18 protein-coding genes are annotated in these 21,830 nt (G+C 45.7%); 6 read left to right on the forward strand and 12 right to left on the reverse strand.

From position 1 onward, the window contains the following. Positions 1–76: 76 nt before the first annotated feature. Positions 77–1,384 (reverse strand): ATP-binding protein, encoded by a 1,308-nt coding sequence (locus H8K36_RS05700; RefSeq protein WP_186914668.1) that lies wholly within the window; start codon positions 1,382–1,384, stop codon positions 77–79. A 275-nt stretch (positions 1,385–1,659) separates the two neighbouring features. Here H8K36_RS05700 and H8K36_RS05705 point away from each other — a divergent pair, with 275 nt between their 5' ends. The 3 genes from H8K36_RS05705 to H8K36_RS05715 all read left to right on the forward strand — a co-directional run bounded on the left by H8K36_RS05705 (position 1,660) and on the right by H8K36_RS05715 (position 4,618). Further along, on the forward strand, positions 1,660–2,859 hold the full coding sequence (locus H8K36_RS05705) for a hypothetical protein (protein ID WP_186914667.1): 1,200 nt from the start codon (positions 1,660–1,662) through the stop codon (positions 2,857–2,859). Between the two features lie 181 nt (positions 2,860–3,040). Further along, positions 3,041–3,844 carry a MipA/OmpV family protein gene (locus tag H8K36_RS05710; RefSeq protein ID WP_186914666.1) on the forward strand — a complete coding sequence of 268 codons (804 nt, stop codon included), beginning with the start codon at positions 3,041–3,043 and terminating at the stop codon, positions 3,842–3,844. 42 nt (positions 3,845–3,886) lie between these two features. Beyond that, positions 3,887–4,618, forward strand: a complete 732-nt coding sequence (locus H8K36_RS05715; protein WP_186914665.1) for a hypothetical protein — start codon at positions 3,887–3,889, stop codon at positions 4,616–4,618. Positions 4,619–4,668: 50 nt separating this feature from the next. Here H8K36_RS05715 and H8K36_RS05720 read toward each other — a convergent pair whose 3' ends face one another. The 11 genes from H8K36_RS05720 to pstS form a co-directional block, all read right to left on the reverse strand. After that, on the reverse strand, positions 4,669–5,373 hold the full coding sequence (locus H8K36_RS05720; protein ID WP_230404349.1) for a response regulator: 705 nt from the start codon (positions 5,371–5,373) through the stop codon (positions 4,669–4,671). Positions 5,374–5,497: 124 nt separating this feature from the next. Next, positions 5,498–9,061, reverse strand: a complete 3,564-nt coding sequence (locus H8K36_RS05725; RefSeq protein WP_186914664.1) for a PAS domain S-box protein — start codon at positions 9,059–9,061, stop codon at positions 5,498–5,500. Next, the gene (locus H8K36_RS05730; RefSeq protein ID WP_186914663.1) at positions 9,061–10,209 is read right to left on the reverse strand and encodes an FIST signal transduction protein; all 1,149 of its coding nucleotides are present in this window, start codon (positions 10,207–10,209) and stop codon (positions 9,061–9,063) included. Before H8K36_RS05730 ends, H8K36_RS05725 begins: the two co-directional genes overlap by 1 nt. 31 nt (positions 10,210–10,240) lie before the next feature. Beyond that, the gene (locus H8K36_RS05735) at positions 10,241–11,311 is read right to left on the reverse strand and encodes a response regulator (RefSeq protein WP_329604201.1); all 1,071 of its coding nucleotides are present in this window, start codon (positions 11,309–11,311) and stop codon (positions 10,241–10,243) included. A 224-nt stretch (positions 11,312–11,535) separates the two neighbouring features. Next, positions 11,536–12,828, reverse strand: coding sequence for a phosphate regulon sensor histidine kinase PhoR (gene phoR, locus H8K36_RS05740; RefSeq protein ID WP_186914662.1), 1,293 nt, complete (start codon positions 12,826–12,828; stop codon positions 11,536–11,538). Positions 12,829–12,939: 111 nt separating this feature from the next. Further along, positions 12,940–13,629: a phosphate regulon transcriptional regulator PhoB gene (gene phoB, locus H8K36_RS05745; protein ID WP_186914661.1), complete on the reverse strand. Its 690-nt coding sequence runs from the start codon at positions 13,627–13,629 to the stop codon at positions 12,940–12,942. Further along, positions 13,629–14,348 (reverse strand): phosphate signaling complex protein PhoU, encoded by a 720-nt coding sequence (gene phoU / locus H8K36_RS05750; RefSeq protein WP_186914660.1) that lies wholly within the window; start codon positions 14,346–14,348, stop codon positions 13,629–13,631. Before phoU ends, phoB begins: the two co-directional genes overlap by 1 nt. Positions 14,349–14,421: 73 nt before the next feature. Continuing rightward, positions 14,422–15,210: a phosphate ABC transporter ATP-binding protein PstB gene (gene pstB, locus H8K36_RS05755; protein ID WP_186915712.1), complete on the reverse strand. Its 789-nt coding sequence runs from the start codon at positions 15,208–15,210 to the stop codon at positions 14,422–14,424. A 14-nt stretch (positions 15,211–15,224) separates the two neighbouring features. Beyond that, positions 15,225–16,085 carry a phosphate ABC transporter permease PstA gene (gene pstA / locus H8K36_RS05760; protein ID WP_186914659.1) on the reverse strand — a complete coding sequence of 287 codons (861 nt, stop codon included), beginning with the start codon at positions 16,083–16,085 and terminating at the stop codon, positions 15,225–15,227. Further along, a complete protein-coding gene (pstC, locus tag H8K36_RS05765) occupies positions 16,082–17,056 on the reverse strand; it encodes a phosphate ABC transporter permease subunit PstC (RefSeq protein WP_230404351.1) in 975 nt (324 codons plus the stop codon). The genes pstA and pstC overlap by 4 nt, the downstream gene beginning before the upstream one ends. Positions 17,057–17,224: 168 nt before the next feature. Then, positions 17,225–18,268, reverse strand: a complete 1,044-nt coding sequence (gene pstS / locus H8K36_RS05770; RefSeq protein ID WP_186914657.1) for a phosphate ABC transporter substrate-binding protein PstS — start codon at positions 18,266–18,268, stop codon at positions 17,225–17,227. A gap of 368 nt (positions 18,269–18,636) precedes the next feature. Here pstS and ppk1 point away from each other — a divergent pair, with 368 nt between their 5' ends. The 3 genes from ppk1 to H8K36_RS05785 all read left to right on the forward strand — a co-directional run bounded on the left by ppk1 (position 18,637) and on the right by H8K36_RS05785 (position 21,758). Next, entirely contained in the window at positions 18,637–20,718 is a 2,082-nt protein-coding gene (ppk1, locus tag H8K36_RS05775) for a polyphosphate kinase 1 (protein ID WP_230404354.1), read from the forward strand. Position 20,719: 1 nt separating this feature from the next. Next, positions 20,720–21,190, forward strand: a complete 471-nt coding sequence (locus tag H8K36_RS05780) for a SixA phosphatase family protein (protein WP_186914656.1) — start codon at positions 20,720–20,722, stop codon at positions 21,188–21,190. Positions 21,191–21,296: 106 nt separating this feature from the next. Beyond that, positions 21,297–21,758: a MarR family winged helix-turn-helix transcriptional regulator gene (locus tag H8K36_RS05785; protein ID WP_186914655.1), complete on the forward strand. Its 462-nt coding sequence runs from the start codon at positions 21,297–21,299 to the stop codon at positions 21,756–21,758. Positions 21,759–21,830: the final 72 nt, after the last annotated feature.

Below are 21,830 nucleotides of genomic sequence, written 5' to 3' on the forward strand. Positions count from 1 at the left end.
TAAACAAATACAAAGAAGTCGCACCAAACGACTCCTTTGTATTTCATAGCGGCCATCGAGCAAACTATGCTGAAATTTATTTCGGCAATCTAATTACAAAGCGAGCTCCACCCAATTTTGCATCGTTCACTTCAATAGAACCACTGTGCATTTGTACGATTTGGCGGACAATCGATAAACCCAAACCAAATCCACCGCTATTGCGATCACGGCTCCGATCAAGACGATAAAAGGCTTCAAAGATGTTTTCGCGCTCAGCTTGAGGAATACCGACGCCATCGTCTTCGACCGCAATCCAACGGCAATCTTTGTCTTCGCCGATCTCCATGCCAATGTGCTGATTAGCATATTTCATCGCGTTCTTCAGTAAATTCTGCACCGCGCGCATCAATAAACGTTGATCTGCCAGCAGACGCAGATGAACTGGTTCCACCGTAAGATTAAGTTGAAGTTCGGCGCGCATCGGTGGTAAACCGTCGATACATGTTTGTGCGAATTCTTGGGCACTCAATTCCTGCAACTGTAGCTCGTGTTGTTGCTCCATCTTCGCCAAATTCAGCAATTCAGAAACGAGGGTATTGAGTTCCGCGAGATCGCCACGCATGGCATCGATGCGTTGTTTTTTTTTATCGTCGACACCGGCATCCTGTAAAATTTCCAGTGCAAATTCGAGGCGTGCAATCGGTGTTCTGAGCTCATGAGAAACTGCGTGCAACAACTGTTTTTGGGCCGTCAACAGTTGTGCGATGCGCTCCGCCATCTGGTTGATCTGCACGGATAATGGGTACACACTCGAACTTGTGGGAGTATCGGCGCGAACCGCTAACTCACCACTACCAAATTTTTCGGTCACTTTGGCCAAGGCTTGCACTTCTCGCCAATGGGAGCGCGACCAAAAAGCCACTGGCACCAACAAGACAAGGGCGACTAGCACGTAACGCAACATTTCGATGCGTAGAAACTGCCACATATCAATCGGCAAATCTTGGGCATACAGCACATCGTTTTCACTATCGACATAACGATAGCCTGTGAGATCTACACGCCGATAAAATGCGCGCCCAGGGACATCAATCACAACCGTACCATCCATCAATTTCGCACGTTGATCTTCGTCTAACTGCGTCAATGCTGTGCGCAAAGGAATCAAATCAAACTTCACCTGTGAGACTTCGCGCACTTTGTTTAGGCGTTGCAACCACTCATCGCCTGGGGCTTTGTCGATATATTGTTCCAATAAAAAAATCTGCGGCGCGGCCTGTCTAGCAGCATTTTCTTTGACGGGCTCACCAAACAGTAAAGTAATCGCGCCATAGACCAAAGTGCCTGCGAGGGCAATAGACAAGAATACAGGGCCGATAAAACGCAGAAAGATACGGTTCATACCGATCTCCCCCAAGACTCAACTAGTGTTTGTCCTACAATTGTCATCCAATATCTCCCATCGACATTCTATAAGAAGAAGGTGATTTGCAAAAATATTTTCACAACGTTATTTCGAACGAGAACCGCTACAATTTAATGACAAATTGCATTAAGTTCAGAGGAGATTCTTTCCACTTACTTGAATATGATGTGCCTCAGATTATGGCGATACGCAAATTCATTCGGGCAACCACATGCCGACTCGATTTGCGCGACTCGACGAAAGAGGCACAAATGAGCAAAGCGAGATCAATTACTTTAATTTATTTATGCGCAAACATCCTTAGTGGATGTGGCGGGGGGAATACATCGAATTTATCAACTCCGATTAAAAGCACGCCTGCGCCAATCGAGACCAATGCTTTCTTAACTATCGCCAAAGACACAAGTTGTGCCGATCTACAAAACCGATTATTCGTCATCGATCAACAGTATGTGCTCTCAGAAAAGCTCGGAACTTGCTCTGATGCCCGTTACCGTCAAACTCTCTTTGGGAAAACACCTGAAAATGTTGTCTGCAGCAATGCCGATTCGATTGCTGGTCCACGTTATAACTGTAGTGACCCGAGTGCTGCAGCCATTTTCAAACAAGCAATAGAGCACCTAGACTACCCGGATCTTGGTTTAGGACCCAATCACCAGATCCAGCAAATTATTGTGCCGGCAGATGCAGAGACCAATTTGCGAATCACAGCCCTTGGCGCGTCACTTTTTTATGGCAAAGCACCAATCAATGCTGTCATTAAGGATGACAAACTCTGGACGCAATTTGTTGAACTCGGCAAGTTTACAGTCCCACAAAAATTAAATCTTGATTTCGCTAGCGACATGGTTATCGGAAGCTTCTTTGCTAGCCCGAATAACTGCAGCCAACATCAGATTCTAAAAGTATCGACAAATGGACAAAAAATAACGGCGCAATTCCATGAAAGAAGTATCGTATCTTTAACAAGCTGCGATAAAACGTCGCCTCAAGCAAGCACACCTATGAGTTTAGTGCGCGCACCTCGCTTGGCGTTGCCAGTAGATTTTGTGGAAATTAGTGGCCAAAAAATAGGTTTCGACGTTATTGAGAAAACTTCAAACTCAATGATACAGACACCACGGGCCTTGGTGGTCAAAGACCAAGCAGCTTGGTCGACCCTGTGGCAAGAGCACAATGCAGTGATCAATCGCCCTTTGCCCACTATCGACTTTAGTAAAAAAATGTTGATCGCGGTCTTTACGGGTAGTAAGCCAAACGGTTGCTATGGAGACCCCGAAATTACCGTGTGGCGCTATAACAAACGAATAAATGTGTCTTACCTTGACGGGCAACCACCTTTAGCACCTGAAACACTCTGCACTATGGCGATTGTCAGCCCAGCACAAATAATGATGATTGATCGTAGTGATGAGAGCGTCGACTTTACAACGATACCTATCATCTATTGAAGAAAAGCGCTCAGAAATAACGAGGACGCATCATGGATGCGAATGAAATCGGTAAAATAAGCACTGCGACACGGCGTAGCGTAAGCCGTGCTGAATTAAGTCACCGATGTTTGATTATGAGCCACGTACCAAGATGAAAAAAATCTTTACTTTTCTTTGCTTTTTGACTGCGATGCCATGTATGGCACAAAGTCCTAGCCGCAATTTGATGCCTGATGGTAGCTTCGACAGCTACGTTGGGATCGGTGTTATTTCACGCCCAAACTATGAAGGCGCGGAGAAAAGTAAACGTACTGTGCTGCCTGCACTTCAAGTCGAATGGAGCAACGGCATGTATTTGGCGGGTATGACGGCAGGCTGGCACTTGTCCGATACCCCGAATATGGAATTTGGCCCTTTACTCCAAATTGAACCGGGACGTACCCCTTCAGGTGTTGGCAACAGCATCGACGCCCCCCGCTATCAGACTTCTAGCGTCATGGGACCAGAACTTAAAATTGTTCAACGGGAGCTCAATCGCTTAGATGGAATGACAGACATCAAAACACGACTACTCGCAGGCGGCTTTTATCATTATCGAGTAAATGAAAATCTACGTTTCACTAACAGCTTACTTTACGGCGCAGGTAATGACAAAAAGGGGCTGCGTTTGAGCTCCGATTTGAGCTATCGATTTAGTGATCTGCCACGCCACCATTCTCTTGCCGTCGGTGTCGGCTTCAACCTAGTCAACCAAGCTTATGCAGAAAGTTACTTTGGGGTCAGTGAAGTAGAAGCTGGTCGCAGCATTAACGAAGAATTTCATCCAAAATCTGGCGTGAAGGATGTTCATCTTGATATCAACTGGAACTATAGCCTGAGTACATCGTGGCTCATTACCAGCAAGTTACGGGCAACGCAGCTTGTTGGCAGTGCTAAAGAAAGCCCCTTAGTAGAAAAGAAAACTGGAGTGTCGATCTCGACTGCATTGGCATATCGATTTTAATTTGCACCTCAAGCCCCTTATTAACTTAATTTTGTACCCATTGTGAAACGTTTCTTACACTTGATCGCAACAGTCTTTACCGTCACTGGTTTAGGAGCCTCCCAGGTTCTTGCCCAATCGGTTGTTGACGTCAGTAAGAAAGCCGACAGCGAATGGATCAGCTATCGAGACGCGTATAAACTCATGGTCTCGTTTGAGAAGTACGGTAAGTCCAAACACCTGATTCAAAACCGTTTTCAAATTGTGATCAAAGATAAATCGATCAATCTTGAAAACTTGCGCCTTACGCTGAATGCAAAAAGCAGCGTCATGAATTTAGGGCTCGACCCGCTAGGACAAACCCAACTTCCATTGCTGAAAGCCGCATACGATGAAAATGCGGAGTTGAGTCTCAGTCCGAAATTGAGTCAGTTCACTTACCGCTCTCGCGTTAGCATTCAGCTGCGCACCGATGGTAACTACGAAGTTGCCGATTTGCGTACAGCGTGTGAACAAACGCTGGCGTATATGCAGCAGGTCGACTCCAGCAATGTTTCTGGTAAAAAATGTGTTGGTGTTAAATTTGGCTTCGACAAACGTGATAGCAACGCCAGCATTGAAGTACGTACACCCAATCAAGTCGCCTTTAACCTGCCAATTACCGATAATGGCTTAATCTGGAATGACAGCAATAACGCCTTGCGCGTTTCTCAATTTAGCTTCAACGGTGGGACTGACAGAGGTCACCTTTTGACACGTACAACCCCGATTATCATCGTGGCCGTGATCGAATAAAAAAAGGCGCTTGAGTAGCGCCTTTGCTGTTGAAAACCTAGTACAAAAAATTAACTCTCGAGCCATGCTGAGGGTGAAAACAAGTAGCCTTCCCCCCATACCGTTTTGATTTTTTCAGATTGTTGATCGTCAAATCGACGGCGTAAGCGCGAAATCAAATTATCAATACTACGATCCAAGCCATCAAACTCGATACCACGCATTTTTTTCAGAATATCGTCACGAGACAGAACTTTACCCGGTGACTCAGCCAAGATCATCAACAATTTAAATTCAGTATTCGAAAGATCCATCACTTGCTCGTTCCATTGCACGATGCGATCAGCTCTATTGATCTTGAGACCACCAAATGCTATTTGGTTAGGGTCAAGCAAGGTAGCATCCTCTTGATTTCCATTGCTGCGGCGAACCAATGCGCGTAGGCGTGCCAACAAAATTCGAGGTTGCACCGGCTTGTTTACAAAGTCGTCAGCTCCTTGCTCTAGTGCAGACACTTCATCATAAGAATCTTCGCGCGCCGTAAGAATCAAGATAGGCACCTTACTTATTTCACGAATTTGACGCGCAACGACCATCCCATCGAGTCCAGGCAACATAAGATCAAGGACGACCAAATCAGGCTTGCTTGCTTGAAAATGAGCTAGGGCTAAGTCGCCTCGAGAAACCAGCTCCACCGAGAATTCATACGACTGTAGATACTCGAGAATTAAAGTGGCAAGACGCTCATCATCTTCCACCAACATGACACGGTACATAGGCATTTCTCCTTGCACGTGATTGTATAGGGCATGGGGTGTCAGAGCAATCTCGTCAACCGTACAATTGCGTCTGAAAATTGTAAGAAGCAATTACGATTATCAGACATTTCAAGAATTTCCATTAATCAAGTTTCTCTGCGACATATTTTCTCAATGCTGTAGTCATTGGTTTCATTTGTCGTTGCAATTCTTCAAAAATAAGTGGCACACGTGAAAAGTCTTTATGTTTGCCTTTGAGTTCCAATGCTTTTGCCAAATCCTCCACCGGCGTCGCATTGAAGTTACCGACAAGTCCCTTTAAAGTATGCGCACTGCGATAAAGTAATTCTGCATCTTCACGAAGAATCGCAGTTCGAAGCTCTTCAAGATGGGTGTCTGAGGCATCAAGAAACATCGGTGTGATAATCGCCAACACTTCTTCATCACCCTGTAGAATCGCTTTAGAAAAATCAAACTGGATATCTCGTTGATCAGAGGCTCGGCGAGGTTCAACACAAGACAACTGTTTTTTTGGCTCAGTTACATTCGCATTTTCCACAACATGTGAAAATATTTCGTCCAATAAGTTTCTGAGCAAGTCAGATTTGATCGGCTTCGACAAATAGTGGTCCATTCCCACTTCAAGGCAGCGCTCTTTATCACCCTGCATCGCATTTGCCGTCATCGCGATAATCGGAATTCGACTATTCCCTTGTTCCATTTCTCTAATTTTCTGCGTGGCCTCGATGCCTCCCATTTCCGGCATCTGCATATCCATCAGAATTACGTCATAGACATTGCGCTTGAACATCGCAATTGCAAGGATACCGTTTTCTGCGATATCAACATCGTGGCCCCATTTTTCAAGCAAACTACGCGCTAATTTTTGATTAATGGGATTGTCTTCGGCAACCAACACGCGCAAGGCCTTTTGTTGGTCCTCGTTGGATACGGATGCGAGTTGCGCATAATGCATCGCCCCTTGCGACACTCCTTTGAACACGGATTCAATGGCGAACTGCAGTTCATTATGACTTATCGGTTTGCGCACGTAGCCAGCAATACCAAACTCCTCGCAACGTTTAGCGTCATCTTGCGATCCCGCCGATGACAGCATCAGCATTTTACTTCCTCCCAAAATGCCATCCGACTTCAGCGAAGCAGCTAAGCTAAAGCCATCTTTCTCAGGCATGCAGGCATCTAAAATAATGAGATCAAATCGGTGACTTTTTGCGATGCTCTGACGAACAACATCATAGGCCTCGTCGGCACTGCTAACTGATACTGCCTGCATATTCCAATTACGCAAAGTATCGCCAATGTATTTCCGATTAATTGCATTATCGTCGACTACCAACACATGGATGCCCTGCAGCTCAATATCGGGAATTTGTTCGATACTCATCTCACCGATTCCAAATATTGCCGAGAAGAAAAAACTACTGCCTTTACCTTCCTCACTTAAGACTTGCAGTTGCCCCTGCATACTTTGCACCAAGCGTGAAGAAATCGATAAACCTAGACCAGTTCCGCCGTACTTGCGCGTGGTCGATGCGTCCGCCTGACTGAACGGTTGGAATATGTGTTCCAATTTTTCAGCTGGGATACCGATGCCATTGTCGGTCACAGCAAAATAGACTTTGACTTCACTATCATCACGATCTTCTAAATTGACGTCCACCGTAATAACGCCGGAATCACTAAATTTGATTGCATTCCCAACCAAATTGGTCAACACTTGGCGCAATTTCCCAGGGTCTCCCAATATGATATGCGGCAGCTCAGAATCGATTTGATAAACCAACTCGATATTTTTTTGTTCTGCGCGCAATGCAAGCGCCTTCAAAGTTGTAGCAATTAATTCACGCAAGGGGAACTCAATACGTTCCAACACCATCTTGCCAGACTCAATTTTGGAGAAATCAAGAATGTCGTTGATGATGCCAAGCAGAGAATTCGAAGAAACTTTGACCAACTCGAGGTACTCACGCTGTTGAGTATCGAGCTCGGTATCCAAAGTAAGTTCAGTCATACCTATGATGCCGTTCATCGGCGTACGAATCTCATGACTCATGGTCGCCAAGAACTCACTTTTAGCGCGACTCGCCTCTTCTGCCCCCACCTTTGCTTTAATCAGCGCAGCTTCAAATTCTTTACGACTGGTGATGTCACGACACGAACCATACATACTGCCGTCTGGCAATAAGGCTGCGTTCATTTCGACTGGGACTTGACCGCCTGTTTTCGTCAAGAGTCGAATTTCTTGTCGCATGAACTTATCACGCCCAAGTCGCGCATTAAAATTAGATCGCGCAATGTCACGATGCTCTTCCGGCAATAATTGATAGATATTCGAGTTCAACAATTCATCACGACTAAAGCCCAATAGGTTCAAGGCCAAATCGTTGACGTAAATCCAGCGCTCATCTTTTCCTGCGACAAACACCGCATCCGCAGCGTTATCAAGAATCATGCGTTGTTTATTTTCGCTTTCACGCAATGCAGCCTCAGCTGCATGACGATCGGTAATATCTTGAAAAGCGGCGACTGAGCCCACGATCACGCCATTTTCAAAAATAGGCGAGGCGACTAGTGATACTGGGAAAAACCGTCCTGATTTATGTTGAAAATATTCATCATCAGAACGAAAAACTTGGCCGCTTTCCATACTGATACCAATCGGACATGCATGGCGAGGCACATACGTGCCATCAGGGCGATTTGCATGAATCAAATCATGAAGTTGTTTGCCGCGTGCTTCTTCTATGCTCCAGCCTAGTATTTTCTCAGCCTCGGGATTCAAGAAGGTACAGACGCCTTGAGAATCTAATGTATAAACACCCTCTCCTAAGGTATTCATCACGTTTTGCAACAGGCGCTTGCTCGATTCGATTTCTTCTTTTAACAGGCGCTCATGGGTGATGTCTGTTCGAATCGAAATAAACTGATATGGTTTTTGATCTGCATCCAGAAACGGCACTATCGTTGCGCTGGTCCAATAGAAACTTCCATCTTTGGCGCGATTACGAATCTCGCCATGCCACACCTTCCCTTGTTTAATGGTGTCCCACATCGCGGCGAAAAACTCTTTCGAATGCAAACCAGAGTTAACGACTCGATGATTAACACCCAGTAATTCACTCCTATCGTACTGGCTGATCTTACAGAACTTATCATTAGCGTACAGAACATTGCCGTCCGCATCTGTGACGCTAACAATGGCATGTTCATCGAGAGCGAACTGCTGATTCTTAATTGCATTCAATGCTGTCTGCAGTTCACTACGAGTACTTAGGATGTCACTGACTAAGCCGGCCAAAAGAGTACTGAGAGATTCTAGGCTCTCTTCGTCGCCCAAGCGCTTGCCTAATTGTCCTAGTACCTCGTTCGTCGTTTGGCGTAGTGTTTGCAGAACCTGTTGGCGCATTTCGGCTTCTTGCCGCAGAGTCTGATTCGCTTCCATCAATTCGGTGGAGCTCAGTTCTAGGCTACGTTTCCCCAGCGCCAAATCACGATCAGCTTGCTCGTATGCTTCGTCTACCTGTAAGAAAAACGGACGTAAGCCTTTGAACGCTTGCAGCGCAAGATCACTTACCCCTGAATCTTTAGGTAACGATTCAATTTCCGCCAAAAAACTCTCGAGCTGGGTTTCTCCAACTATCCCCAGCAAACGCTTGTATTGGCGAAGAGACAGCTTATGTGGCATTAAGCACTCTCGGCAAGATAGGTAATAGTCATTGTTTGATTATGCAAACTACATGCTTCAAGTTGATAGCCAGGGCAAATTTCACCATTCGAATAAAAACCGCAGAGAACCGTGTTATCGCCAAGAATATCTTGAACTGCTTCGACTTCTTCATCCACGCGCCCACCCATGACGAGTTTGCGTCCAACACAGCTGACTAAGAGTCCGAGCGCTTGACCCTCCACTTCTCCCATGTTTTCAATGGTTGAATTGGCGGCGGTTTCCGCACCGTCGACTAGATCATTCGTATGCGCATGCATTAGCCTCAAGTAACCATCAGGATTAATGACACCTGCCAATACGAGACTGCCGTCTGCTTCATTCACACCCAGAATAGTACGGATTTGTCCCAAAGATTCGCGTGCATCGCTCAACATTTCGAATGGGAATAGTAAGCCAGAGCCGGGTAGATCTTTAGCGTAATCACCCAAGTAGCGTTTGTAGACATCCAAAGCTGGCTCGCCGTCAAGCTCATACAAAATATTGCCAACGCAACGGGTTACTTTGCGGGTTGGACCAAATGGTTTCCACCCACCAAAGCTGCCGTGTGAGAATCGCAATTTTTCTCCCTCGAATCCAACACCGACAATGTGATCAGTGGAGACCCCTTCATTCGACAATACAAAGGTCTTTACAAAGGCACCATCGTCGCCGGCCAAGCCACCTGTGATTGGCATTCCTACGCCTAGTTCGCTGACCATCCCTTCGATCATACCGCTGCCGTTAATCGCAACTCCTTGACCGAACACGAGCACCGCTTTCAATGCTGGTGACTTCAGCTTACTCGCTAAAGTCGCACCAGCTTCAAATGACTTCTCCATCGAATCTAATGGTGCTGTTGCCACCTTAAAGCCTGTATGCTCGAATCGAATGGCTGTCACAACGCTAGTATGATTAACCACGCCAGAGGGTGCAATTTCTCCTGCAGTGGTGCAACCAACACACTGGGCATGAGGAAAATTTATGCGTAGACTCTGATGTAAAGCAGGATCAGCAAAATGCTCAGTAAATCCAAACACCAACACTAACTGAGGATCGAGTTCAGCCAGTTCTTTCAGTTTTTCGACATCGCCAGCCAGATTATTCAACACCACTTGAGCAATTTTCATATTCAGCCTCTTTGTTTTCTTGACGTGAAATTTAAAATGAGCCTAGTCCACTGCTTTCGACTTTATCGTCTTTATACTGTTCTTTAATTGCAAGTACTTTTTCCCAATGCAATAGGAAGGCGTCAACACACTGGGGATCAAAATGATGGCCGCTCCCTTCGCGCAAAAATGCCACCGCTTTATCTAAATCCCAAGCCGACTTGTATGGGCGCTCTGAAGTCAATGCATCAAATACGTCAGCGACTGCGACGATACGTGCGAACAAAGGGATAGCATCACCAACAAGACCTTGAGGATACCCACTGCCATCGTATTTTTCATGGTGAGATAAGGCGATTTCGGCGCCGGTCCGTACGATTTCCGATTGACTGCCCGCAAGAATTTGATACCCCAAAGTAGCATGCGTTTTCATGATGCTAAATTCTTCAGGGGACAATTTTCCGGGTTTGAGTAAAATATGGTCAGGGATGCCAACCTTCCCGATATCATGCATAGGCGCCGCATCCAATAACATCTGTTGTTGCAATTCAGAGAGCCCGAGATTCTCACCGATCAGCTTAGAATAGTTAGCCATGCGCGAGATATGCGCGCCGGTTTCGGGGTCTCGTGAATCTGCGGCCTTCGATAATCGCAAGACGGTTTCTTGCTCGCGTGCCTTAATTTCCGCCGTCGCTTTTTGAACCTCAGCATCAAGCCAAGCGGCACGATCCTCCAAGAGGCGCTGATTGCGCCTTAAGGCCAACATGTTCTTGGAGCGGGCTAAGAATTCTATTTTGTCGACAGGTTTAATGAGGAAATCGTTGGCACCTGCATCTAATGCATCGTAGCGAACGGCCGTCTCGTCATTTGCCGTGATCATCAAAATCGGAATATCGACGCAAGAGCTTAGCTTCCGGAATGCGCTGATGAATTGAACACCATTCATGCTCGGCATCATATAGTCTACCAACACCAGATCAGGGACATTCTCCGTACACCATTGCAGTGCACGTTCGGGTTCAGTAAAACGAACAGACGAGCAATTATCTAGCTTATCCAATAAGCGACACAGCAAGACGACATTGATTTCAGCGTCATCAATGACCAAGACTCGCATTTCCATCGTTCAGCCCTCGATATGGTTGCAACCACTATTGGACGATAGCTCCCCTGATGCACAGTGCTTACCGCGCATTTACCAATGGAAATAATAGACGGAATATTTTGCTTTTTGTTGCTTTTTGGAAAAATATTTAAAACTTGGCAAAAATACGACTAGTATTTTTTCAAGTACTTTTCAAATAATTAACACACTCCCCAAAAAACGCGGGCAAACCAGCATGAGAACTATTCTACGATACGGGAGACTGGGAATTGAACACAGAATTTGCTACCAACACCAGGGGTAGATTCAATCAAGAGCTGCGCATTATGGCGTAACAAGACGTGCTTGACGATCGCTAAGCCTAATCCTGTTCCTTGAGTCTCGCGTGAACGGCTCTTGTCGACACGATAGAAACGTTCTGTCAAACGAGAAATATGTTCGGCACTGATGCCAATACCGCTATCTTGAACAACTAACTTAGGTCCTTGTGCACCTGACTTCCACACGATCTTGATCTCGCCATGCTCAGGCGTATATCGAATAGCATTTGTCACTAGGTTACTGATAGCACTGCGAATCTCATCCGAACTACCCTGCAAATTTGGTCCTTCTAGTTCAAGTGTAATTTGATGTTTACCAGCGGACAAAGCCTGCCCCTCTTGAAGGATATGTCGCAACATTGCATGCATATCGATCTTCTCACACCTCACCTGAAACTCTGCAGACTCTAAACGACTGAGTGTCAGCATGTCTTCAACCAAGCGCTGCATGCGTTCACCTTGCTCAACCATCAATTTCAAATGTGAAGAGCGTATCGATACTTCAAGATCCGGTTGCAAAGAAGCGATCTCAAGAAAACCATTAATCACAGTCAAAGGCGTGCGTAACTCGTGAGAAGCATTAGCAATAAAGTCGCGACGCATCATATCGATACGTTCAGATTCGGTGACATCATGGGTCACTAAGATCTGACGGCGATTTTCAAAGGGGATGATATGGACAATTAATTTTCGATCGCGGAAGCTCAAGGTAAGTGGCGTCTCATATCGTCCAAGAATAATGTAATCGATGAACTCAGGCGTCCGCACTAAATTTGTGACCCGCATGCCTTTGTCACGCTTTAAATCGAGTCCGAGATGATGCTCAGCGATAGGATTACACCATTCCAGAAACATGACGTCATCCATGATCACGACGCCATCGGGCAACAAGGTCATCGCTTGGCGAAAGCGCGCCAACCACTCTGCCAATTCGGCTTGATTCTTTTCATCACCGCGGCGGAGTTTATAGAGGCGAGAAAAAATTTCCGTCCATGCGCCCCAACCATCTGGCAAACGCGCACTGCTAGGATTATCGAGCCAATCAGAGAGGCTCAACAAATACTGTAATTGCATCACCACTAGACCAAGCATGCCAATCAAACCTAGTACCAAGCCGACCTTCACGCCCCAGAAATAGCCGCATACTGCAGCACCAGAAAGGATGAGTAAGATCCGAACTAAAGCAGAGATCCAAAAAACGAGATGAGGACGCATTATTGATTTCGTAGGCTAGTCGCGACAAATAAACGTGCGATATGGGTGATGACTCGAGATACGGGTCTGACGATAGAATATAAGCTTACGCCAGACCTTGAGTTTTTCAAACTATTTTTCAGACAGCATATAGCCAACACTACGCACAGTCTTAATTAAACCTTCGGCTTCTTTCAGTACCTTACGTAAGCGTAGCACATGGACATCCACTGTGCGCTCTTCAATTACGACATGATCACCCCATACCTTGTCGAGCAACTGACTGCGCGAAAAGACACGTTCGGGATGCGCCATGAAGAACTTCAAAAGTTTATATTCAGCGTGACCAATCTCCACTTTTTTATCATCGATTTTCACCGAACAACTGACTGGATCCAAATGCACGTTTCCAATCACCAAAGCAGACTGCGCATGCTCAGGACTCTTACGACGCAACATAGCCTTGATACGTGCCGTCAATTCACGTGGTGAAAACGGTTTTGTAACATAGTCATCCGCGCCGTGGTCGAGACCAGCGATCTTATCTTCTTCCATACTCTTTGCCGTCAACATAATGACAGGCATTTCGTTGAAATGACGATCGGATCGAATTTTAGATAAAAGACGCAAACCACTTTGATCTGGCAACATCCAATCAAGCAAAATCAATTGTGGCGTGCGACGTTGTAAGAACTCCCAAGCCTCGCTTGTATTTCCGACCGCGCAAGTATTCCATCCTGCGGCCTTCAAAGTAAAACTGACTAATTCACTGATGGCTGGTTCATCTTCAACGATGAGTATGGTGGTTTTATCAGCTGACATTATTCTTGATGACTACTTTGTTCTTGTTTAGTCGCGACGTAATCTGAATGGCGAATGTCACGTCCCTCGACGATATAAATCGTATGCTCAGCGATATTTTTCGCATGATCGCCGATACGTTCAATCGCTTTGGCAATCCATAAGGCATCCAAGGCTGAAGAAATAGTGGTCGGATCTTCCATCATGAACGTAATCAAATTACGCATAATGGAACGGAAATCGTTATCGATAATTTCGTCAAATGCAATCAATTGCACGGCTTTAGCGTCGTCGTGACGTGCAAACGCGTCCAAAGATTGATGCAACATCTGACCAACACTGTTTGCCAATACACGCACGGTGTCGTAACCACTAAACAGCGTATTGCCACGTGCTTTGTTTTGCATCTCCAAAGCGATACGTGCAATCTTAGTCGACTCGTCACCGATACGTTCAATGTCGGTAATCACTTTGCCAGTCGCCATTACCGTGCGCAAATCATTTGCCGCAGGTTGACGCTTGACGATCAGATGACTACACATATCATCCAATATTACTTCCAAACGGTTCACCTCCTCATCGGACTTCACCACCGCAGCAGCTTGTTCTGCATTACCCGTGCGGTAGCAAGCCATCGCATCATGAAAGTGACTTTCAACCAAGCCGCCCATGAGCAAAACCTTGGAGCGAATCGCTTCCAAATCGTGATTGTATTGTGATGATGAGTGTTCGCCTTGCATAGAGGGCTCCTGAATTCTGTATATATTCGTTGTAATCTGTGTGTATTACCGCATTGCCACCACGATAGAAAAATCAACCAAATCGACCTGTGATGTAGTCTTGCGTTTCTTTACGTACTGGGTTCATGAAGATGTTATCCGTTTCACCGAACTCGACCAATTCACCCAAGTACATATAGGCGGTGTAATCAGAGCAGCGAGCCGCTTGCTGCATGTTGTGCGTCACGATGGCAATCGTGTAGTCTTCCTTCAATTCATTGATCAGCTCTTCGATTTTGACCGTAGAGATTGGATCCAAAGCGGAAGTTGGTTCATCTAGCAGCAAAACTTCTGGCTTGACTGAAACGCCGCGCGCGATGCACAAACGTTGTTGTTGACCACCAGAGAGACTCAAACCACTACTACTCAATTTATCTTTAACTTCAGTCCACAAAGCAGCCTTTTTCAACGCCCACTCGACGCGCTCATCCATTTCGCCTTTTGACAAATTCTCATAAAGACGCACACCAAACGCGATATTGTCATAAACAGACATTGGGAACGGCGTAGGCTTTTGGAAGACCATGCCCACTTTCGCGCGCAAGAGATTAATGTCTTGACCTGGGGTCAAAATATTATGGCCGTTGTACAAAATTTCGCCTTCTGCGCGTTGACCTGGATACAAGTCATACATGCGGTTGAAGGTACGCAACAGAGTCGATTTACCGCAGCCAGATGGACCAATGAATGCAGTGACTTTTTTGTCATAAACCTTCAAATTCACATCGCGCAAACTACGATTATTGCCGTAGAAGAAATTGAGATTTTTCGTCTCGATACAAGCTTTTTGCTCAACTGCTGTTGGGATAGTTTGTGAAGTCATCATGAGCTACTCAATTAATGTTGATTCTTTTGTGAAAATACGGTGCGCGACAAAATATTTAATGCGAGAACGCTGAAGGTTACCAACAAGGCACCAGTCCACGCCAAACCACGCCAGTTGTCATACGGGCTCATCGCAAATTGATAAATCACGACCGGCAAATTCGCCATTGGCTTATTCATATCGGTGTTCGTAAATTGATTATTCAACGCCGTGAACAGTAAAGGTGCTGTTTCACCTGAAATACGTGCCACAGCCAACAACACGCCAGTCAAGATACCGGCTTTAACTGCTTTGATACGAATGAACAGCGCGACTTTCCAACGTGGAGCACCTAAAGCAAAAGCAGCTTCGCGCAAACTAATAGGTACTAAGGCCAACATATTATCTGTGGTACGTACGACGACGGGGATCGCAATCAAAGAGATAGCGAGAGAACCTGCCCAGCCTGAGAAGTGCTTAATGTGGGCGACATAGATTGCGTATACAAACAAACCAATCACGACTGATGGTGCTGACAACATAATGTCTGTGACAAAACGCGTTACATCGCTAAACCAATTGCGCTCACCGTACTCAGCCAAATAGATGCCTGCTAAGATGCCAATCGGTGTACTAATTAAAGTCGCAAAACCAACCATCATCAGGCTACCGATCAACGCATTGGCGAGACCACCACCTTCTTCACCTGGTGCCGGAGTTGCCACAGTTAAAGCTTCCCAACTTAGAGAACCGACGCCTTTGATGACGAGTGTCGACAAAATCCACATCAAAAAGAAGACACCGAAAGCCATAGCCGCCGTCGACAAGGCGATACCAATCTTGTGCTTCATTAAGCGATTACGATAAACGGGATTCATACTTGCTTGGCTCATTTCACGCCTTCTTTCTTTTTCATGCTCAACAACAGTAATTTTGCCGAAGCCAATACGATGAATGTAATCACAAACAAAATTAAACCTAAGAGAAATAAGGAAGCAATATGCAATTCGGATTCAGCTTCAGCAAATTCGTTTGCCAAGGTTGAAGCAATACTATTACCACCTGAGAATAGCGACCAATTCAATCTGTGAGCATTACCGATCACGAAAGTAATCGCCATGGTTTCGCCAAGCGCTCGGCCTAGACCCAGCATCACGCCACCGATGACACCCGCTTTTGTGTATGGCAAGACAATTTTGCGAACGACTTCCCAACGAGTGCAGCCGAGCCCGTAGGCCGATTCTTTCAAGACAGGAGGAACGATCTCAAAGACGTCACGCATCACCGAAGCAATGAATGGAATAATCATAATGCCAAGAATAATGCCTGCGGTAAGAACACCGATACCGATCATGGAACCGGAGAATAACTGACCAATCACTGGCAATTTACCAAGAGTATTGGCAAGGAATGGCTGCCCATAAGTACTAAAGAACGGTGCGAAGACGAACAAGCCCCACATACCGTAAATAATACTTGGCACACCAGCCAAGAGTTCCACTGCAGTTCCCAGTGGCCGCTTCAACCAAGTTGGGCAAATTTCTGTCAAAAATAACGCAATACCAAAACTCACTGGGAAAGCGATTAGTAGAGCGATGATCGAGGTCACCAAAGTACCAACGATCGCGATCATGCCCCCAAACTTATCGTTGATTGGATCCCATTCGATGGTCGTAATAAACGCGAAACCAAATTCTTTCATGGCTGGCATCGCACCATATACGAGAGAGACTACAATGCCGACCAACACTACTAACACAAATAATGCAAAACTAAAGGTGATCTTGTGAAACAAAAAATCTTGCAGCTTTTGCTTGCGCATGGTCGGACTATTTGCCACAGAATACTGGCTGGTTGTCGCCATATTTTTTTCGAGTTTTTCAGTCATGGCAGCCTCAGGAGACAAGACATTGGGAGCAGATGGCACTGACATTTTTAACCTTTTGATGGTCGAACATCCCGACCACAAGATCGGGATGTTTTTCTCATCTCAAAACAATTGAATACGTAATTTCAAAAAACGCTTGGCAGATTAGTACAATGCTTTGCCAGAAGCATCTTTCAAGTTGGACTTCCAGCTGGAGTGAATCAACTTAATGACATCAGCTGGCATTGGCACGTATTCCAACTCTGTAGCCATTGCACCACCATTTGCAAAAGACCATTCAAAGAATTTGATGACTTCTTTTGTGTTTTCTGGATTTGTTGGCACTTTGTGCAAAATGATGAAAGTCGCACCGGAGATAGGCCATGTGTCTTTACCAGCTTGATTAGTCAAGATTACACCCATACCTGGTGTTTTCGCCCAGTCTGCGCCAGAAGCAGCGGCTTTAAAGTTCAAATCATCTGGTTGTGCAAATTGACCGTCACGATTTTTCACCAAAGTGTGAGTCATTTTATTACGCTTAACATAGGCATACTCAACATAGCCAATAGAACCCTTGAGACGTTGAACGTTAGCAGCAACGCCTTCGTTACCTTTACCGCCCAAACCTACTGGCCATTTAACTGCCGTACCAGAGCTCACTTTTTCTTTAAATTCAGCACTCACTTTGGACAAATAGTCTGTCCAGATGAATGTCGTGCCGGAACCGTCTGAACGATATACAACAGTGATATCGTCTGCAGGCAATTTAACACCTGGGTTAATCGCAGCGATTTCAGCTGCGTTCCATTTCGTAATAGAACCCATATAAATCTTCGCCAACACATCGCCAGTCATTTTCAATTGGCCTGGTGCAATGCCATCAAGATTAACTACAGGCACAACGCCACCAATTACTGCTGGAAATTGAATCAAACCATCCGCATCCAAATCTTCGATCTTCAAAGGCATATCAGAGGCACCGAAGTCCACTGTTTTCGCTTTAATTTGTTTAATACCACCACCAGAACCGATGGATTGATAGTTCACTGTGTTGCCAGTTGCTTTTTTATAAGCATCAGCCCACTTAGCATAAATAGGATATGGGAAAGTCGCGCCAGCACCTGTCACTTCAGACGCATGCACGGAGGAGAATGCCAAGGCTGCTGTGGCCGCGACAAACAAAGACTTCACGATACGATTCAATTGCATATTTACCTCGGGTTAAAAGTAGACAATACTTCAAGCAACGTCACAAACAATCATCAATATTTTTCAGACTGATCTAACACGAACCGAACTTTACAATTCAAATATGACAGGATTATGACAAATATGACGCCCTATGAAATTATGAATTTTCGCGTCTTTTTTGTCATAAACTTGTCACATTCACTCTCTACAATCAAGCAAAAACCGCATCACTATTGATGATACAGGTGTATTGTATGTCACTGAAGAGAATTTCCATGAATCAAGTGCATGTCATAAATCCCGCCTCAACGGAAGCCGAGCCCATGTCGAAAAACCCAAATATGACAAGCATCGCCAAGCTAACAACTGATAGCGAATCGGCAATTATGTCAGCAACAGGGCTAAATCGCAGTGGCATTTACCTTGATCGGGAGCATTCCCAAATCGCATTCAATTGGCGTGTCTTAGCGCAAGCTGAAGACAAATCAATACCACTTTTAGAGCGCCTGAAGTATTTATGTATTGTTGGTAGCAATCTCGATGAGTTCTTTGAAGTTAGGGTCGCTAGCCTTTTAGCGCAAAACACGGTGGACGGCCAATTGGCTCAGCATGCAACATTTACTAGCATGATGGAGAGAATCTCAACGGAATGCCATGCATTGGCATTAAGGCAATATGAGGTACTCAACCACGAGATCCTTCCTGCGCTTTCTCGTAAAGGCATTCATCTACTTCGTCACTCAGACCGCAATGAAGCACAACGAGCCTGGGTTAAGTCTTACTTTGATCGTGAAGTTCGACCGTTGTTAACGCCAATCGGTCTAGACCCTGCGCATCCGTTCCCGCAAGTGGTCAACAAGAGTCTTAACTTCATCGTGTCGTTGGCCGGTAAGGATGCCTTTGGTCGAGGCACGGCAATTGCGATTGTAAAAGCACCACGTGTTTTGCCACGGGTCATCAAGATTCCCGATGAGTTAACAGAAAAGGGGCAAGCCTTCTGCCTACTCTCCTCCATCATCCATGCTCATATCGGTGATTTATTTAATGATAGAGAAGTACTCGCCTATTCTCAGTTCCGCGTGACGCGCGACAGTGATCTATGGGTAGATGAAGACGAAGTCAAAAATCTACGTCAAGCATTGCAGGGCGAATTGCAGGGTCGCCAATTTGGTATGGCAGTGCGGCTTGAAGTCGCTAAAAACTGCCCTGAATCCCTCTCTCAATTCTTACTCGAGCAGTTTTCGCTCAGTAAAGATCGACTGTACCAAGTCGATGGACCCGTGAACATGGTGCGCCTGTCTGAGTTGATCGATCATGCTAACCAAGCCAATTTGCGCTTTCCGGCGTTCTCGGCAAAACCTGACAGCAAACTCAGCCAAAAGAATATTTTTGAAGTCTTAAATAAACAAGACATTCTCCTACACCATCCTTTCCAACCGTTTCAGACAGTAATCGATTTTATTCGTACCGCATCGCTCGACACGAATGTTTTGGCGATTAAGCAAACGATCTATCGTACGGGTATGAATTCAGACCTTATGGAAAGCTTAATCACTGCGGCACGCATGGGTAAAGAAGTGACCGTCGTCGTAGAGTTAATGGCTCGCTTTGACGAAGAGGCAAATATCAACTGGGCAGATCGCTTGCAACGTGCTGGCGCCCAAGTGGTCTATGGCGTTGTCGGCCTAAAAACGCACGCCAAGCTTGCCCTTGTCATTCGCCGAGAAGAAAGTGGCCGCCTCAAACATTATGCCCATCTTGGCACTGGCAATTATCATCCTTCAACGACACGTTTCTATACTGACTTCGGTTTACTGACTGCGCATCCGAAGAAAGCGGCGGAAGTAAATGAAGTGTTTATTCATTTGACCGGTTTGACCAAACCTAAGAAATTAGAATACTTGTGGTTGGCTCCGTTTTCACTGCAGCCAAAAATCATCAAGGCCATTCGCAATGAAGCTCGTATCGCACGCGAAGGGCGCCCTGGTCGCATCATTGCCAAGATGAATGCCTTGGTCGACGAAACCGTTATTCGCGCACTCTATGCAGCCTCCGCCGACGGTGTAAAAATTGACCTAATCGTACGCGGCGCCTGCACGCTGCGTCCTGGTGTTCCTGGCTTATCTGAAAACATTACAGTTCGCTCCATCATTGGCCGCTTCCTCGAGCATTCACGCATCTATTATTTCCGGAACGATCTCGAGCACAATGTGTATCTCGCTAGTGCCGATTGGATGAGTAGAAATTTATTCCGACGCATCGAAGTGGCCTTCCCTGTTCTCGAAAAAAATCTGAAAAAGCGTATCATTACTGAGGGGCTAGACCCTTACCTCAAAGATAATCAGAACGCTTGGGTACTTGAAAGTGATGGTAGTTACGAACGCAAGAAACCAAGAGGAAAACAAAAGGCATTCAGTGCACAACAACACCTGATGCAAACCCTCGGCTCTCCAGAATCTGACGACTAATATGGACCTCATCTTATGGCGTCATGCGGAAGCGGAACCCGGCACCATTGAACTGGCAGACCTAGATCGCCGTCTCACTGCAAAAGGTCGTAAGCAAGCGCAAAAAATGGGGAGTTGGCTCGATGGTCAATTACCGGAGAGTTGTAGGATTTTAGTGAGTCCGAGTATAAGAACTAGAGAAACGGTTGCCGCCTTAGAGAGAAAATTCAAGATAGTTGAAGAGCTAGCACCTGACGCGAGTCCGGAACAACTATTGCAGACGGCAAACTGGCCCAATAGCAGAGAGAGTGTCATGATTGTTGGGCATCAACCAAGCTTAGGACAAGCAGCTTCGATGATCATCACCCCCTATCAGCCCGAATGTGCCGTGCGCAAAGGCAGCGTTTGGTGGATTAGCCAAAAACAACATCAAGCTGAGGGCTTGCGAACCTATCTCAAAGCGATCATTGCACCTGAGTTACTCTCACGCTGATACCGCAAGGAGCGCCACATCCAAGACCCAGTGAAAAAAATAGTTTGCGCTTGCCTTCCAGCGCGACTACTTTGATAATAGCTTCAACTCTGTTCACTGGCTCATCATGGCAACTCCATCCAAAGACGATATCGATTTTCTCGCACTCGAGAACCAATTTTGTTTCGCCTTGTACTCCACTTCACTCGCGCTAACCAAATCCTACAAACCACTGCTAGACAAAATTGGCCTTACCTATCCACAGTATTTGGTGATGTTGGTGCTATGGCAGCAAGACAATATTTTGGTCAAGGACATAGGCGAGCGACTATTTCTCGATTCAGGCACGCTAACCCCACTACTCAAAAGGATGGAGTTGGCCGAGTTAATTCAACGACAACGAGATTCCGAGGATGAGAGACAAGTGCGCATCATCCTTACCCGCCAAGGCAAAGTCTTAAGAAATGCAGCAAAAGAAATTCCCGAGAAAATTCTTTGCGCAAGCGGTCAACAGGCTGGATCCCTACACAAGATGCGTCAAGAACTGGTGAAACTTCGCAGTCAGTTGCAGCAGCATAACGAGGAATAGCTCCCTTCATTTAAATAATCTATGTTACCGATAGAAATCTTTTTTAAAAAATAGATGGCACACAATTTAATT

This window comes from Affinundibacterium nitidum, assembly GCF_014284155.1.
Classification (GTDB): domain Bacteria; phylum Pseudomonadota; class Gammaproteobacteria; order Burkholderiales; family Burkholderiaceae_D; genus Undibacterium; species Undibacterium nitidum.

What these genes read in the sequence shown, in the direction of transcription:
- pstA (WP_186914659.1), bottom strand. Translation starts at nt 16,085, where the DNA reads ATGAGCCAAGCAAGTATGAATCCCGTTTATCGTAATCGCTTAATGAAG.
- H8K36_RS05710 (WP_186914666.1), top strand. Translation starts at nt 3,041, where the DNA reads ATGGCACAAAGTCCTAGCCGCAATTTGATGCCTGATGGTAGCTTCGAC.
- phoU (WP_186914660.1), bottom strand. Translation starts at nt 14,348, where the DNA reads ATGCAAGGCGAACACTCATCATCACAATACAATCACGATTTGGAAGCG.
- phoB (WP_186914661.1), bottom strand. Translation starts at nt 13,629, where the DNA reads ATGTCAGCTGATAAAACCACCATACTCATCGTTGAAGATGAACCAGCC.
- H8K36_RS05700 (WP_186914668.1), bottom strand. Translation starts at nt 1,384, where the DNA reads ATGAACCGTATCTTTCTGCGTTTTATCGGCCCTGTATTCTTGTCTATT.
- H8K36_RS05780 (WP_186914656.1), top strand. Translation starts at nt 20,720, where the DNA reads ATGGACCTCATCTTATGGCGTCATGCGGAAGCGGAACCCGGCACCATT.
- pstB (WP_186915712.1), bottom strand. Translation starts at nt 15,210, where the DNA reads ATGACTTCACAAACTATCCCAACAGCAGTTGAGCAAAAAGCTTGTATC.
- H8K36_RS05735 (WP_329604201.1), bottom strand. Translation starts at nt 11,311, where the DNA reads ATGGAAATGCGAGTCTTGGTCATTGATGACGCTGAAATCAATGTCGTC.
- H8K36_RS05705 (WP_186914667.1), top strand. Translation starts at nt 1,660, where the DNA reads ATGAGCAAAGCGAGATCAATTACTTTAATTTATTTATGCGCAAACATC.
- H8K36_RS05725 (WP_186914664.1), bottom strand. Translation starts at nt 9,061, where the DNA reads ATGCCACATAAGCTGTCTCTTCGCCAATACAAGCGTTTGCTGGGGATA.
- H8K36_RS05730 (WP_186914663.1), bottom strand. Translation starts at nt 10,209, where the DNA reads ATGAAAATTGCTCAAGTGGTGTTGAATAATCTGGCTGGCGATGTCGAA.
- pstS (WP_186914657.1), bottom strand. Translation starts at nt 18,268, where the DNA reads ATGCAATTGAATCGTATCGTGAAGTCTTTGTTTGTCGCGGCCACAGCA.
- H8K36_RS05720 (WP_230404349.1), bottom strand. Translation starts at nt 5,373, where the DNA reads ATGTACCGTGTCATGTTGGTGGAAGATGATGAGCGTCTTGCCACTTTA.
- pstC (WP_230404351.1), bottom strand. Translation starts at nt 17,056, where the DNA reads ATGGCGACAACCAGCCAGTATTCTGTGGCAAATAGTCCGACCATGCGC.
- phoR (WP_186914662.1), bottom strand. Translation starts at nt 12,828, where the DNA reads ATGCGTCCTCATCTCGTTTTTTGGATCTCTGCTTTAGTTCGGATCTTA.
- ppk1 (WP_230404354.1), top strand. Translation starts at nt 18,637, where the DNA reads ATGTCAGCAACAGGGCTAAATCGCAGTGGCATTTACCTTGATCGGGAG.
- H8K36_RS05785 (WP_186914655.1), top strand. Translation starts at nt 21,297, where the DNA reads ATGGCAACTCCATCCAAAGACGATATCGATTTTCTCGCACTCGAGAAC.